Here is a 16202-nt window from a genome sequence, read left to right as displayed (position 1 = left end):
TGGCTGAATGAATGATTTATATACATTTTAAAAGCAGTGGTAAACTTTTAATATCACTGCTTTTTTTATGTTTTTTACTCTCTTCAGCTGCCTATTCTCAGGAATATCTCTCAACTTCTCAAGATCTGGTATCCTCACCTGTTGAAGGGACTCTTCGCATCATAGGTGTAATGGTAGAATTTCAACCTGATGATAATCGATTTACGTCGGGTAATGGAACATTTGAGCCCGGCAGCATTCCATATTTAGAAAATCCCGGAACAACTGTTGACGCCCTTCCTCACAATCGTCCTTATTTTGAAGCACATCTTCAATTCAGCAAAAACTATTTTGAAAGAATGTCTGATGGTGCTTTGGATATCGAATATCACGTTTTGCCGAATATTCTGCGCCTTGAACAAGAAATGGCCCATTATTCACCTGTCGGAGAAGATCCAGATTTATCGCAGTTATCAGAATTAACCCGTGATGTATGGGAAAATGTTGCAGAAATGGATATCCAACTTCCAGATGTACAGCCTGGAGACAATATCGCATTTATAATCTTTCACGCCGGGGTTGGCAGAGATATTGAACTATCCGGCACTACTCTGGACAGAACGCCTCAGGATATTCCATCGGTATATCTCAGCCGGCAAGCACTCTCAAACATGCTGAATGATCCATCTTTTAGCGGATTTCCGGTACAGAACGGTGACATACTCGTAACAAACAGTCTTATTATACCCAGAACCTTGAGTCGATCCGGAGAGGACGTTACAGGAAATCGTTTTGTGCTCCCCTTATCGATTAACGGAATGCTTACAGCTCAAATTGGGAGCCATTTAGGGCTGCCTGATCTCTTCAATACCGAGACAGGTGAATCCGGGATTGGTCGTTTTGGTTTAATGGATGGAGCCGGAATTTTTGCATACAACGGGCTTTTCCCTCCAGAAATGTCTGCCTGGGAAAAATACTTTCTTGGATGGTCTGATCCGTTCACCATTTCTTCAGAACAAGAAAACAGCGTATCCCTGGCGGCTGTTTCTGAACAGCGTACAAACAGTTTGGCAAAAATTGAACTTTCGTCAACTGAATACTATCTGATTGAAAACCGACACAGAGATCCTGATGGTGAAGGAGTGATATTAACTATTCAAAAACCTGATGGGGCAACTGTAGAACAGACATTCTCAAATAAAGATACAGATCTTACAAATCAGGAAAGTGGGTTTGATGGGCTTTTGGAACCCGGTGTAATTATTGATGTATCCAACTTTGATTTCGCACTTCCCGGTGGTTTGGACGTTGAGGGCGAGCGGGAACTGAACGGCGGAATTTTAATCTGGCACATTGATGAGTCAATTATTCAAAATAGACTAAATCGGAATACGGGTATAAACAGTCTTTCTGATCGAAAAGGAGTAAAACTTATTGAAGCCGATGGAGCTCAGGATATCGGAAGACCGGTTTCAGTTGGACTTTTTCAAAATGATTCGAATGGGTCTCCATTTGATTTTTGGTGGAGTGGCAATAATGCTACGGTAATCACTCAAACTGATAGTATTACCCTGTATGAAAATCGATTTGGGCCCGATACAACACCTGCCAATCAAAGCAATTCAGGTGCGGTGTCTTCTTTTGAACTGTTTGATTTCTCCGATAACCTTCCAAACGCAGGTTTCAGTGTCAGGCCTGTTGAACCTTATTCAAATCTTTATCAACTAAAAGCCAATAGATCAGATTTAGATATTGAAACATTTACCCCCACCGCAAATAATTTTTGGACCTCTTATCCCCTCTCCCTTTTTCCAATTGAGCAAGATGGTGATCAACTACTGATTATTCCGGGTAACAACGGCATTCAAAACCTGAATATTGAAACACTGGAATTATCCAACGCATTCGTGGATTTGGGCAACTATCAGCAACCTGTTTACAGCAGAATTAATGAATTACTTTACACTGCACCAAATCCGTTAACTGTTCAGGAGTTTATGCCGTTGATTTCTCTTGATGTGGTTAACTCTGAACTGGAAGTTACAGATGAATTCACGGTTCCGGTTAATCGGGGTAATTTGAGTATCACGGAATCGAATATCATCGACCTGGATGGCACACCACACCGGTTTGACATTGAAAGTGAGATAGTTCAGCCAACTCAAAATCAAGTTATTTTCAGAACTGAAAGCGGAGGCGGTTACTCAGCTGAGATATCCCCGCAAAAGTTAACCATTAACTTTCCCAGCGGTTCGTCAGAATTCTCAATGTTTGCAGATGATAATGATTACCAAAAGACATTTATTTCCCTTATTGAAAAAGAAAATGAATCTCCTCTCTTTCTATTCGTTGAAGGAAATTCACTAAGACTCTTCTCTCCTGAAAATCAATACAGTGAAGCTTATCCGCTTTACAGCAGTTCATCAATGAACCGGCCGGCAATCGTTGATCTTAAATACAGTGACAATCCCGATTTTCTTTTCATAGATAATGAAATAAATGCACTCGTAGGTCTCAATAAAAATGGTGCCTTATTAGACTATTTTCCAATTCATCCGCCCGAGGGAGTAACTTTTACAGGTACTCCCATGATCTCGGATTTAAACGGAGATGGAAGCTTAAATATCATAATAGCAGGTTTTTCCGAGTCAGCATTAAATTTATATGCGTATCATCCCAATGGAAAACCCTTGGCTGGATTTCCACTTCTTGTCGGGGGAATTCAGAATTCAAATAATCAAATCATTAGTCCCCTGATATTTGATCAGTTTGTTGCAGCAGTGAGCCCCGCCGGGGATTTAAAAGTTTGGGAGTTTCCTGAAATGACGGATATTAGGTGGGCATCCGTTTACGGCAATGAACCCAATAATAAAAGCTCAGGATTTGTCAACTCTGGCCAGCAACAGGGCCCTGATTTTATCCTGTTGAACAAGGATGAAACCTATAATTGGCCTAACCCGGCACAGAACAGTACCAATATCCGCTTTCAAACTAACGGACCGGCAGAAGTGCAAATAAGAATTTCTACGTTGAGCGGGCGTACAATTTACAACCGCACGCTTCAAAGCAGAGGTGGTTCTGCAGAAGAAATTTCAGTGGATACATCTTCGTGGGCCAGCGGTGGATATATTGCTCTCATCACAGCAGAAAAAAACGGACAAAAAGAGAGTAAACTCGTACAAATTGCTATCACAAAATAGATGATAAAGCCCGCTACATATCGAGTTATTACAACATGGTTTGCAACCATGGTCTTGACGCTCGGCTTTTGGAATGTGGCGATTTCACAGTCATCTCCTCAATTTTACGACTACCCACACAATCATTTGCCGTGGTTTACCATCAATACCAATTATTTCTCTATTCATTTTCAGGAAGGCAGTGAATGGAGTGCGCAGAGTTCGGCAGTTATCGCCGATTCCATTTTTAAACCTATTACGGATCTATACAACTATACCCCTGATCAAAAAATCAGTATTGTTCTGAGAGACAGAGAAGATTTTTCAAACGGTGCAGCCTTTTTCTTTGATAATAAAATTGAAATCTGGACTCCAGCTTTAGATACACCTTTAAGAGGCACTCATGACTGGCTGGAAAATGTTATCACCCATGAGTTTACACACATGATTCAGCTCGGCGCTTCGATGAAAAGAGATAGCAAAATACCGGCAATCTATTTTCAATGGTTATCTTATGAAGATGTTCGACGGCCCGATGTTTTATATGGATTTCCAAAGGGAGTCATTACCCTGCCGTTCGCAAGCCTCAATATTCCCGCATGGTTTGCTGAAGGAACAGCTCAATTTCAGCGTACAGGTTTGGTCAACGATTACTGGGATAGCCATCGAGACATGCTGCTTCGAACGTCTGTTCTTTCCAACTCCTATCTAAGCTTTACGGAGATGGGACATTTCAGCTCCAAAAATAGTCTGGAACGTGAATTTGTTTACAATCAAGGATTTGGATTTACGATCTATCTGGCCGAACGTTTCGGTGAATACATACTCGCTGAAATCACATCGGCTTCCGCAGATGGCAAGCACGGAAACTTCAGTAAAATAATAGAATCCGTAACCGGTTATTCCGGTCAACATCTATTTCAGGAGTGGATTAATGATAAGAGAGATGAGTATGATCAGATCGATCAAACAGTGGGTGAGACAATATCCACAGAAATAGAATCAAAAGGGTTTTTCAATTTCCATCCACAGTTTAGCCCGGAAGGTGAACAGTTCGCATACCTTTCTAATCGAGGACGCGATTATGCACGCAACACATTGGTATTGGTTCAGGAAGATGAAGTTATTGAGATAGATGATTTGAGCTCCGGACAAACCCTGTCTGACGGTCAGAACTATCAATTTTCTCACGGATTCACCTCTAACGCCGCGCTCGATTTCATAAGCAGCAGATTTTCATTCTCCCCCGATGGAAATAAAATCCTTTACAGTCGGGCTGATAATAATCGGCTCGGTGAAACTTACAACGACCTTTACATTTACGATATTGAAGAAGAGATTAGCCAACAAATAACATCCAGTGCCCGAATTCAGGATCCTGCCTGGCACCCGAGAACAAGACAAATTACAGCCGTACAATTTTCTAAAGGAACCCAAAATATTGTCTTGGTTGACCCGGAATCAGGAAATATCACTGCCTTAACCGATTTTGGGAATGGAGAAACGATTCACTCCCCTGTTTGGAATTCAGACGGCAGTAGAATCTACTTTGCTGCCGCAAGTCAGTCAAACAGAAATATCTATTTCTACTCTTTAAATGATGAAGAGATTATTCCTGTATTTGAAAGCAACGTATTCGATTTTAGAGACCCGTGGATTGATTCAGATGACGAGTACCTCTATTTCTCATCCGATATAACCGGTATTTTTAATATTTACAGAATTCATCTGGAATCCGACAAAGTTGAGCAGATGACCGACGTCTTGGGCGGAGCTTTCATGCCACATGCCCTGGGAAATCTACTTTACATTGCTGAGTACAAAAATGGCGGCTACAAAATAACGAGATTTTCTTTGTCGGGTGATCAGGTTGATCTTTTTCATAATTATTTAAAGTCAGATATCTCCCAACCGGATCTTTTCACTTATAATTACAATACAAAATCTGTATCAACCCATCAGATTGAGGAGTACAGTGAAACATCCACGGGTCTCTCTGTATTTCCGGTTGTACGGTTTGACAACTACTCGAAAATAAATGGCGGAAATGGAGCTCTGATTCGCTCCGGGCAATTCGGTTCTCTGTCGGAGAATTTGTGGCGGGATTTAAAAGTTGGAGCATATTTCTCCACCCGGGATGTAACAGAAAATATTTCACTCTTTGCCGGAGCACTTTTAGGTATTGGCTCGAGATCTGCAGATGGCATCGGTGATTTTTTTACTCCTGCCAGAATTAACAATCTGGACAGAGACCTGTTTTTTATCGCTGAACATCGTGGTCTCCCCTTTATCGAGCGAAGTTGGTCACCCACCATTTCTATTGAACTTTATAACTTAAAGCGAAACGTAGAGAATGGCCTCGAATTCGAAGAATTCCGATGTACATCCTGTCTGCCTGAAACGCGTCAAATAGACACTCGGTACTCCATCTGGGAAGCCAACCTGTTTCTTCGCAGTAAATTAAATCGATGGAGCCTACTGGAATTGGGAGCTACATATTCCCCATACTCTGTATCGAGCGACGGCTTTTTTTCTGAAGAGTATCAAGAATTCATACCGGGCTCAACCTCGGAATACTTTAAAGGCACTACTTTTTCAGCCGCTTATCACGCAGAACTTATTGAACCCACCCGTCATTCTGATATAGCACCAGTAGGAGTAAAAAGCTCATTTACGTACAAATTTCAACCGGGCCGCCTCCTCGATCGGTTTGAGCTTGAAGAAGGATCATTATCACCCATTTATGAGAGTGAGAAAAATCATTCGATTGAGTGGAATGGGCAGTATGGATTCTCAATTACAGATCACTCAACAGGACTCATTACATCCAGAGCTTTCACATATTTAAATAATCCTGACGACTACTTCTACCTGGATTACAGTGGTGGACTTGGCGGACTTCGTTCTTACCCATTTTTTGCTATTGGGGGACAGAGAACAGCATTTATTCGAACTTCATACATCACTCCTTTAATAGAACGTATCGATAAACAAGTTGGGACTTACACGCTCGACAAACTCTACGCACACTTTTATGCAGAAACCGGAAACGGCTGGGGTGGTCCGCTGGACATTGGAAACAGCCTCAAATCCGGAGTTGGAGCTGAACTGCGATTTGCATTCAACAATGCTTATCTTTTCCCCATGAAATTTTTTATCAACACATCTTACGGCCTAAACCGCTTTGATGTAAACTTACCGTCACAATTTGTTACAACGCAGGATAGTGAAACTGTTCGATATGGCAGAGAAATTCTCTTCTATTTTGGATTAACGTTTGATTTTGATCTGCTATGAAAGAAATCTTCACGATTCTTTTTCTTCTCATACTTCCATCTTTAGGACTTTCTCAGCCGATGGAAAATGAGACCACAGCAGATTCACCTAATTTTACGAAATTTGACCTGATTAAACCTTCCTATGCAGTCTCTGCATATAATACTGACAACTCTTCACCTTTAAATACCATTCGTAACAGTCCGGAACTTGCATTCATTAGCTCAGCCATATTACCCGGCTCTGCACAGGCTGTGAATGGAAACTGGCTCCGTACCGGACTTTTTGCAGCAGTTGAGGCAACTGCCATCATCCTGGCCGTGGATTATCAGAATAGCGCTGAAAGAAAAGAGAGAAGCTATGAGCGTAATGCCGATCAAAACTGGAGTGTTGTACAATATGCACAATGGTTAACTGAATATCACTTGGTACACAATTTATCCAATCCTTATATCAGTGAATTAAGAGATGATGTTGCCGGTTTAATCCCCACATTTGACACGGATATCGACTGGAAAGCGGTAGACATAAACTTACTTCGGAACGCAGAACGAAGTACCCGCTATATTACAACCGATGATCAGTCAGCCAATAACTTTTCTCACACACTTCCTGCTTACGGTTCACAGCAGTACTACGAACTGATCGCAAAATATTATCAATATCAGGCCGGATGGAGGGACTATCACGATTTTCACGATCAGCTTGGCCATACCGGTAACGATTTTATTCAGCGCTACTTTTTCGACCGAGGCGGTGCGTACGCAAGTCCTCTTTTCTGGCAATTTGCAGAGGATGCAGATCGTTTTAACAGTCTATACAGAACCGGCAGAACGTTCCAAATGCTTTTGATCGTAAATCACGTTGCTTCTGCATTTGATGCACTTTTCACTGTTCAATTGAAACAAAACCGGATTGAAGCGACTTCAAGCATTGTTCCCGGACGACAATTAAGTATGACAGTTCGTTTCTAACATCTGATTGAAAATCGTATTTTCACACTATGAAAACATTACTCGCACTGCTTAAAAGCAAAACACTTTATATTTCATTAGCCGGCTTGATAACCGCAGGCATTATCATAGCTCTTCTCATGGATTTTGTAATCATGCCAAATTACACCAACTATAACGAAGGTGTAACGGTACCTGATGTAACGAAACTCTCTCTGGAAGAGGCTGAGAATTTGTTAACCACGTACGGACTTCGTTTTGAAATACATGACCGCAGAGCTCACTCAGCTTATCCGGCTAACTATATTATTGATCAGTCACCGTCGGCGAAGCAACTCGTAAAACCCAATCGAAAGGTTTACTTAACCGTTAACTCCGAATCAACACCGCAGGTGGTGGTTCCCAAAGTAGAGAATCTCTCATTTCGCAATGCTAGGCTTCAGCTGGAAAATAATGGTTTAACTGTAGGTTCTATCAGCTATGAATCTAACCGTTTCAGAAATACGATTTTACGCCAGTCAATTGCCCCGGAAGATACCGTTGACCGCGGTACTGTTGTAAACCTTGTAGTCAGTGATGGTTTGGGGGCAAGGATGGTAGAAATGCCTGACGTTGAGGGTTTGAGACTGTCTGAAGCGCAACAAAAAATTATGGCCGCAGGATTACGAGTTGGAGAATTACGTTTTGAACCTGCACGGGATGTAACTCCAAATACGGTTCTTTCATACAGTCCGGTTGGACCTGAACTTCAGGAAGGAGAATCCATTGAATTGGTTATTGCAGAGCGCTTTGACGCCCGTGAAGAAGCTGAATCAGGAGCTGTTGTCGACGACTCAACTGCCACAACTCCACCCGATACCACTCAAATAGATAATTAATAAATCACTTAACATGAATTTTGATCTGCCGATACTGGCTCCATCTATACTGGCCGCTGATTTTTTAAAACTTGGCGAAGAACTTCAGACTTGCAAGGACTCCGGAATCAACTGGTTTCACTGTGATATTATGGATGGCCATTTTGTGCCCAATATCAGTTATGGGCCGGCAATTGTAGGAGCCGTTCGAAAGTCTGTACCGGATTCATTTCTGGATATTCACCTGATGATTGAAAATCCGGACAAGTATATTGATGACTTTGCAGACGCAGGCTCAGACTTAATCTCTGTTCACTACGAAGCCTGTCCGCATCTTCACCGAACCATTCAAAATATCAAACAAAATGGCTGCATGGCGGGCGTGGTTATAAACCCTGCTACCAGTACGGAACTGCTCAAACCCATTCTGCCGGAGGTAGATCTCGCATTAGTCATGAGTGTTAACCCCGGGTTTGGCGGTCAATCATTTATAGAGTCCAGTTACCAAAAAGTACAAGAGCTTAAAGAGATTAGAAGTGAACTGAATACAGAATTCCTGATTGAAATAGACGGTGGTGTCGGAACCAAAAACATCACTAAACTTGTTCAGACAGGTGTGGATGTACTTGTGGCGGGAAGCAGTATTTTCAAAGCAGATGACATTCCCAAGCAAATCGGCGAATTAAACACACTTGCCCTAAAAGGATCGGGCAAAGTCATTTAAATCATATTCACATATAACCTTTACATTTAACCAAATATCTAACTCTAAATATTGACATCTATCGAAACCTCTCAACAACTCATTGAAAAAACGATTTTCATCAAAGATCTCGACCCGGTTGTGATCTTAGGATTTAGTGATGAGCATCTGAATCAACTTGACCGTGCTTTCCCTTCTACGAAGATTACCGCCAGAGGAAATAGAATTAAAATTTTAGGGCCTCAAGATGAAGTCAGTGCCATTGAAGAGATCATGAGTGAAATGATTTCAATTGGGAGGCAGACAGGTAATATTAGATCTCAGGATGTTTCGACACTGTTGGCGCTGGCAGATAAAACCGAGGGTGATGGCGGTTTAGTATCTGTACGAGCACCCTTCACACAAGATAAAGGCGATGTAATTATCCATACTCACACCGGAGAAGCGATTTCAGCAAAAACTCCGGGACAGCGTAATATCGTAAAGGCTTCAGAAAAAAATGATATTCTGTTTGCTATAGGCCCGGCCGGTACCGGTAAAACCTACACTTCCGTAGCTCTTGCCGTAAAAGCACTAAAAGAGCGAAAAGTAAAAAAAATTATTCTCGCAAGACCTGCCGTAGAAGCCGGTGAAAATCTCGGATTTCTGCCCGGTGATTTGAAGGAAAAAGTCGATCCTTACCTCCGTCCGCTTTATGACGCACTCGAAGAGATGATCGAGTTTGATAAACTTGAATTTCAGCTTGCAAAAAATACCATTGAAATTGCACCCCTCGCTTACATGAGAGGACGTACACTCAATAATGCATTTGTCATTTTAGATGAAGCTCAGAATGCCACAAATACACAAATGAAGATGTTTCTGACCAGAATCGGTTTTAACAGCCGGGCAATTATTACCGGAGACATCACCCAAACCGACCTACCCAAAAAACAGGAGTCCGGATTGATTTCTATCCAGAATATTTTGAAAGACATCGACGGTATTTCATTTGTTTATCTAAGCCAGGAAGATGTAGTGCGACATAAACTTGTACGAGACATCATTGATGCTTACGAAAAATTTGAGAATAGATAGATAGATCTCACCTGCTAATAAAAATTCAGTAGCAAAACACGATGAGCAAGGTTAACGTCAAACCTCTGTACGAGGGAACTTTTTCTGTAGGATTGGACAAAAAATTCAGAAGAATTAATCGGGATGACCCACCAAATAAAGGTACACTGAAACTATCTGTTAATCCTTTTTTAATACAGGATGGAGAGAAAAATATCCTGTTTGATGTAGGTCTTGGAGATCTTTTAGGAGAAAACACATCGATCGATACAATTCTGGAAAACCTTGAGAATGAAAATATTGAAGATTTCGAAATCACCGACATCTTTGCAAGTCACCTTCACTTCGATCATATCGGTGGACTGGCAAATCGAAAAAATGGATACTGGGAGCTTACTTTCCCGGATGCAAATATCTGGGTTTCAAAAAATGGTTGGAAGAAACTGGGAAAAAACCTTGAAAAAGTGAGTGACGACGAAAAAGATTTTTATAACTTTATTGATGCACATGAAGATCTCTGTTTCTTAGATGATGATGATGAGAACGGGGTTGGCCATGTGCGTACAAAGAAAATTGGCGGACATACCGAATTTCATCATGTCCTTTTTTATGAGAATGGCGAAGAACGTTACATTATGGCCGGAGATGTTTTAGGCCGAAGGAGCGCTGTTAATCGTTCGTTTGAGGCAAAGTTCGATTTTGAACCAAAACAAAGTTTAAAAGTCAGAAATGAACTTCAAAAGCTTGCATACGAAGATAATTATGCAATTATGACGTATCATGAATCCGATTATCCTATTTTTAAGCTGACAGATTATGATGAAAAGAAGGGATACACAATAAAAAATTTATCATGAGTGAGCTACCTGAGTACATTGAAGAGATTAAAACACATTTGATAGAGAACGACTTTCCGGAAGAGATTGAAGCAGCTGTAATTCTGGGGTCCGGCCTTGGTGATTTTTCTACTAAAATTGACGAGCCCTTTTCGATTCCCTACAATCAAATTCCCAACTTTCCTCATTCTAGTGTTAAAGGCCATGCCGGCGAGCTTTTTACCGGTTTTGTTGATGGAAACAAGATCATCGCTTTTTCTGGCCGGTTTCATCATTATGAAGGATACCCACTGTCCAAAACTGTTCTGCCGGTTCATCTTGCCAAGGCATTCAACGCGAAAAAACTTATCGTTTCCAATGCCGCAGGTGCAATTAACACCAGCTTTAAAGTCGGTGATTTAATGGTTATTGACGATGTTTTTCGGGTTTTTCAAAAAGTGGCACCGGCACCGGATCAACCGTTTCGATACAATTTGGGACCTGTAGCCGACAAGGTACGGTCTATAGCAGCTTCTATCGGACTTGAAGTACAGCGCGGCACCTATCTTTTTGCAAAAGGACCAAGTTATGAATCCAGAGCTGAGATTCGCGCATTCCGGGTTATGGGGGCAGATGTTGTTGGTATGAGTACTGCACCTGAACTGATCGAAGCGTCCCGGCTGGAGCTGCCAGCTGCGGCTATCTCGCTGGTTACAAATATGGCAGCAGGTGTTTTAAACCAAAAGCTGGATCACTCAGAAGTAAAGGCCGCTGCTGAAAGTAGAAAAGAGGACTTTGCCAAGCTTGTAAATGCGTTGATCAAAGAGTTGTAGTATCAAAATTCTATTGTGAAATAGACAACAAAAGAGACCTATTTCGTATTTTGAACACTTATTCTCTCAATCCGATTATATATTTAATTGGTTCTAGTCTCCCTATCAAGGGCCCCGAAGCCTCGGGGAGAGGGGTGTCCATCAGTTTTTCAATAAATCTAGTTACCCTAAACTCAACACCTTTTTTAAGGAGAACTTTTAATATCATTATTAGAGAATCTAACTCAGGTTTATAGCAAGTTGAAATAGGTTTACACCCTTCTTTTTCTCCCCTTTTTAGGGGAGAATTATTCAAATCTGTTATGAGTTTTCTTTTATCAAACTCACGTTAATTTAATAATCAAAGCAAGCTTTTCTGATTACCGTAGCGATTCAAATACTCTTTTAGCTTCACTTTTTTTCGTGTGCTTTCGCTTGTCATATATCGCAGTTTGCCAAAAATAGGTCGTTCCTGCCATGCTCGATCAAATCTTCCAAGACACCAAAAAATACCGGAATAGCTGTTGGGATCACGACCATCAATAGCATACGTGTTGTTCAGGTCAATCAGATACTGAGCCGCAGTTGCATAATCCGGAGTCCATTCAATCACTTTTTTTCCCCAAAGCATCCTCAGATAGTTGTGGATGATACCCTCTTCCCGAAGCTGCGTTTGAGCCGCATTCCAGATGTCGTCGTGAGTATGTGAGTTTTTCAGCTCATTATAGCTATAGATCCACTCTCTCGGGTCATCACGGTGCTCGTCCATCGTCTTCTGCACCCAATCGGGCAAACTATCAATTTGATCATAGTCGGGCCTGTGGTGGGCAAAATGAAAGCCAACCTCACGCCAGGTAATCACCTCATCGAGAAATCCGTCTACATTGGGATCTCCATTGAAAAACCCGCCGGTAGATCCTTTGTTGAATGTAATTTTATCCAGGTCCCATCCTTTCGGCTGATGATCCAAAACAGCTTTTACAATCTCGTACTCCGATATCTTCCCAAAATGCAACCATGGGCTTAGCTGACTCGTTTTCTGTTCATCGGGGTCATTGCGCTTCTCGTCGTAAACTTTCAAGCCGTTTTTAATAAACTGCCCCATCATTCCCAAAGCAGCTGAACGTCCACCCTGCCAGTCAATCGGTTTTACAGAATGATCAATATTCAGTTTGGAAATAAATCCCGGGATATCTTTTAATGCATTTTCTGCGTCTGGGAGGTTTTTAAACATTGATTCCGCCAACTCAACTTTTGAATTGTTCTCTAATCCACTCAACGGATTCTGTTTTGGCGGATTTGTATACGCTTCAACAAAATTCTTCTGCATGATTTTGCGAAAAAAGTATGCGCTGTAGGGATCTTTTTCGGTTAATCCGAGTGGGATCAATCCGTTGCTATCTACCGTGTAGTAAGGAATTTTCACCTCATTTGGATACTCCCGGTTTCTCTCTTTCATGATAAAAACGGGGTATTCATCTGTAATTAAAACAGAGGCATTTGATGCCAGATCGAAGAGCAGCTTTTTGTATTGACCCGCCTCCTTTTCCACAAAAGAGACGTAATTCAATTTTTGATCTGTAGCATAATCCAGATGCTCCTTCATCCCCTGCATCATGAAGGTGTGGCTTCGATCCGTTGCCCAGGGATAGTCGCAGGAAAAAGCTTCAAGAATCAGAAGCGGTTTTCCGAGTTTATTGGCCCAGCCCACCGCGTATTCCAAAGCAAAATTATAGTGGAAACGCCGGTTGATCTGCATCCAGTAGAGAACATAGTCTCCTTTGGTATCGGGCTCATTTTGATTTCGTTTGAAGACGCGGTGACTGTTAATATTTTTCATGCTGAATTAACACAAGAATATAATTTGTCATTCCTTATCGGAATCATCCACTGTGCCCTTCTCTGCAATCAAAGAAGGAGAACTTCGAAAATAGGTTAGGTTTCGAAGTTCCCCATTAATTCAGTTCCAAAGTTCTCTCTAAATTTATAGAGGGAGACAAAGTTTGAATTATGCAAACTCCTTAGTTTTCTCTGCCCTCTTTCTCTCATTATGATCCAGATAGGTTTTCCGGATTCTCAGACTCTTTGGCGTAACCTCCAACAGCTCATCGGTATCGATAAATTCAATACACTGCTCAAGACTCATTTTTTTAGCCTGAGATATTTTAACGGAGTCAGATGTTTGCGTAGCACGGTGGTTGGTCAGGTTTTTCTTCTTCACAACATTTACTACCAGATCATCTGCGCGGTTGTTAATACCGACTACCTGACCCGTATAAACAGGATCTCCTGGTTCAACAATAAACTGGCCTCTGTCCTGAAGTCCTTCTAGGGCGTAGGGAGTTACATCACCTTTTTCAAGAGATATAAGTGCTCCTCTTGTACGTCCCGGAATATCACCGGCGTAGGGCTCATAAGAATCAAACTGCTGGTGCATAATCCCGGTTCCACGAGTTTCAGTGAGCATTTCACCTCTGAATCCGATCAAACCGCGCGAAGGTACTTTAAATTCAACCCGGTGGTTGTCCCCTTCCTGAACCATGGATGTCATAATTCCTTTACGCTTCTGCAGATTATCAATAACCTTGTTACTGTAGTCTGCATGCACATCCACCACAACTTCCTCAAATGGTTCATGAGTCTGGCCGTCGATTTCTCTGTAGAGTACTTCCGGTCTCGATACAGCAAATTCATAACCCTCTCTGCGCATGGTCTCAATGAGAATCGCAAGCTGAAGTTCACCACGGCCGGCTATTCTGAAAATATCGGGGTTATCGGTCTGCTCAACCTGGATTGAGACATTGGTACGAATCTCCTTATTCAGGCGGTCTTTGATCTGATTGGACGTTACATAATCGCCTTCCAGACCTGCAAAAGGGGAGTTGTTCACTCTGAAATACATTGCCATCGTTGGCTGATCGATATCAAAATATTCGATCGGAGTCGGGTCGGAAACGTGAGTCAATGTATCACCAATCTCCACGGCATCGTACCCGGCCATTGCAAAAATATCACCTGCCTGTGCTTCCTCAATAGGCTCACGATTCAAACCGTTGAACGTATACAATTTTGTGGCTTTGGCTTTTATTTTTTGATTTCCCTTCCGGTCCATCAAAACAATTTCCTGATTGGTTTTGATTGTTCCCTGCTCAACCCGGCCAATAGCAATTCGCCCAACGTAGTCGTTCCAGTCTACACTGCTTACCAGCATCTTGAATGGAGCATCCGTTATCTGCTCAGGTGGTGGAATGTGATCCACAATTTTATTGAAAAGTGGCGCCATATCCACATTCTCATCTTCCAACTCAGTTTTTGCATATCCATCAATTGCCGCTGCATAAAGCACCGGAAAGTCCAGTTGCTCATCACTTGCGTCCAATGAGACAAACAGGTCAAAAACCATGTTCAGTACGGCATCCGGCCGGGCATCTTGTCGATCAATTTTATTAATTAAAACAATTGGCTGATAGCCCAGTGCAAGCGATTTTCGAAGTACAAATTTCGTTTGGGGCAAAGGTCCCTCGGCAGCGTCTACCAGCAGAATTACACCGTTAACCATCTTTAGAATACGTTCCACCTCACCGCCAAAATCGGCGTGACCCGGAGTATCAACAATATTGATTTTCGTGTCCTTCCAAAGTACAGCTGTATTTTTTGAACTAATGGTAATTCCCTTCTCTTTTTCAAGGTCACCGGAATCCATTACTCTCTCGTCTACTTGTTGATTCTCTCTAAATGTACCGCTCTGCCGAAGCATCTGATCCACCAATGTGGTTTTTCCGTGATCTACGTGAGCGATAATGGCAATATTTCTAATATCTTGAGTCATAAAATTGGTACTAACCATCTGATCTTCCTTTATAGAGGCAAATCAGAAAATTTTTATTATTTGAATGAAAATGTTTACAGCTTCCTAAAATAAGCTTTTATTATGACAAGTCGATATTATTTCTGCATTAACAATTCTAAACCAATCCTATCATCATGAACTTAGAACTCGAAAATCAACGATTTATTATTTGTGGAGCCAGCAGTGGATTCGGTGAAGCCATTGCACGTCAACTGTTATCCGAAGGAGCTAATACCGTATTAGTTGCAAGGCGAGGAAACGTGCTGAGAGATAAATTCGGACATTTTGAAGACCAGGCAAGTATAATTGAAGGAAGTATTCTATATGATGAGACACTTAAAAAGATTGGAAAAAGTGTTCAAAAAAAATCGTTTCACGGAATTGTGTTTAATGCCGGCGGCCCGCCTACCGGAACACCTTTGAATACGGACATGGCTGATTGGGATTCATCCTGGCAACTTGTTATGCGCTGGAAAATTGATCTGGCATTGCGATTGGCTCCTCTTCTGGTTGAAAAGAAGTACGGACGAATGCTCTTTATTGAAAGCCAGTCCGTAAAACAACCTCTGCCCTCCTTGACACTCAGCAATTCATTCAGGGCGGGAGTGGTTGGTTTTGCAAAATCTTTGGCGCTTGAAATTGCCGATAAAGGAGTGACTGTGAACGTCTTGGCTCCCGGCTCGCACGAAACGCCCGCCATCGAAAGAGTCATCAAAAATAAC

At 41.8% G+C, this 16202-nt stretch carries 11 protein-coding genes; 9 read left to right on the top strand and 2 right to left on the bottom strand.

Features of this window, described 5'->3' with window-relative positions; translation table 11 throughout:
* Positions 1-11: 11 nt before the first annotated feature.
* From ACESM0_RS04810 to ACESM0_RS04775, 8 genes are read left to right on the top strand one after another with little or no spacing between them, the layout of a single operon-like run.
* A complete protein-coding gene (locus tag ACESM0_RS04810; RefSeq protein ID WP_372904183.1) occupies positions 12-3179 on the top strand; it encodes a T9SS type A sorting domain-containing protein in 3168 nt (1055 codons plus the stop codon).
* Positions 3180-6455: a hypothetical protein gene (locus tag ACESM0_RS04805; protein WP_372904181.1), complete on the top strand. Its 3276-nt coding sequence runs from the start codon at positions 3180-3182 to the stop codon at positions 6453-6455.
* Positions 6452-7408, top strand: a complete 957-nt coding sequence (locus ACESM0_RS04800) for a hypothetical protein (protein ID WP_372904179.1) — start codon at positions 6452-6454, stop codon at positions 7406-7408. The genes ACESM0_RS04805 and ACESM0_RS04800 overlap by 4 nt, the downstream gene beginning before the upstream one ends.
* Positions 7409-7437: 29 nt before the next feature.
* Positions 7438-8265: a PASTA domain-containing protein gene (locus ACESM0_RS04795; RefSeq protein WP_372904177.1), complete on the top strand. Its 828-nt coding sequence runs from the start codon at positions 7438-7440 to the stop codon at positions 8263-8265.
* 13 nt (positions 8266-8278) lie between these two features.
* Entirely contained in the window at positions 8279-8968 is a 690-nt protein-coding gene (gene rpe, locus ACESM0_RS04790; RefSeq protein WP_372904175.1) for a ribulose-phosphate 3-epimerase, read from the top strand.
* 51 nt (positions 8969-9019) lie between these two features.
* Positions 9020-10024: a PhoH family protein gene (locus ACESM0_RS04785; RefSeq protein WP_372904173.1), complete on the top strand. Its 1005-nt coding sequence runs from the start codon at positions 9020-9022 to the stop codon at positions 10022-10024.
* Between the two features lie 41 nt (positions 10025-10065).
* Complete coding sequence (locus tag ACESM0_RS04780) at positions 10066-10860, top strand: MBL fold metallo-hydrolase (RefSeq protein ID WP_372904171.1); 795 nt, start codon at positions 10066-10068, stop codon at positions 10858-10860.
* Positions 10857-11651 (top strand): purine-nucleoside phosphorylase, encoded by a 795-nt coding sequence (locus ACESM0_RS04775; RefSeq protein ID WP_372904169.1) that lies wholly within the window; start codon positions 10857-10859, stop codon positions 11649-11651. Before ACESM0_RS04780 ends, ACESM0_RS04775 begins: the two co-directional genes overlap by 4 nt.
* Before the next feature lie 340 nt (positions 11652-11991).
* On the opposite strand, the gene ACESM0_RS04770 is transcribed toward ACESM0_RS04775, so the two are convergent.
* Positions 11992-13470 carry a hypothetical protein gene (locus tag ACESM0_RS04770; protein WP_372904167.1) on the bottom strand — a complete coding sequence of 493 codons (1479 nt, stop codon included), beginning with the start codon at positions 13468-13470 and terminating at the stop codon, positions 11992-11994.
* A gap of 168 nt (positions 13471-13638) precedes the next feature.
* Complete coding sequence (gene typA / locus ACESM0_RS04765; RefSeq protein WP_372904165.1) at positions 13639-15459, bottom strand: translational GTPase TypA; 1821 nt, start codon at positions 15457-15459, stop codon at positions 13639-13641.
* Positions 15460-15614: 155 nt separating this feature from the next.
* Here typA and ACESM0_RS04760 point away from each other — a divergent pair.
* On the top strand, positions 15615-16202 hold a 588-nt coding region (locus ACESM0_RS04760; RefSeq protein ID WP_372904163.1), incomplete at its 3' end, for an SDR family NAD(P)-dependent oxidoreductase.

This window comes from Rhodohalobacter sp., assembly GCF_041686455.1.
In the GTDB taxonomy this organism is placed as follows: Bacteria; Bacteroidota; Rhodothermia; order Balneolales; family Balneolaceae; genus Rhodohalobacter.
Note: the sequence above shows the minus strand (reverse complement) of the source record. Positions and strands in the feature narration are given on the sequence as shown.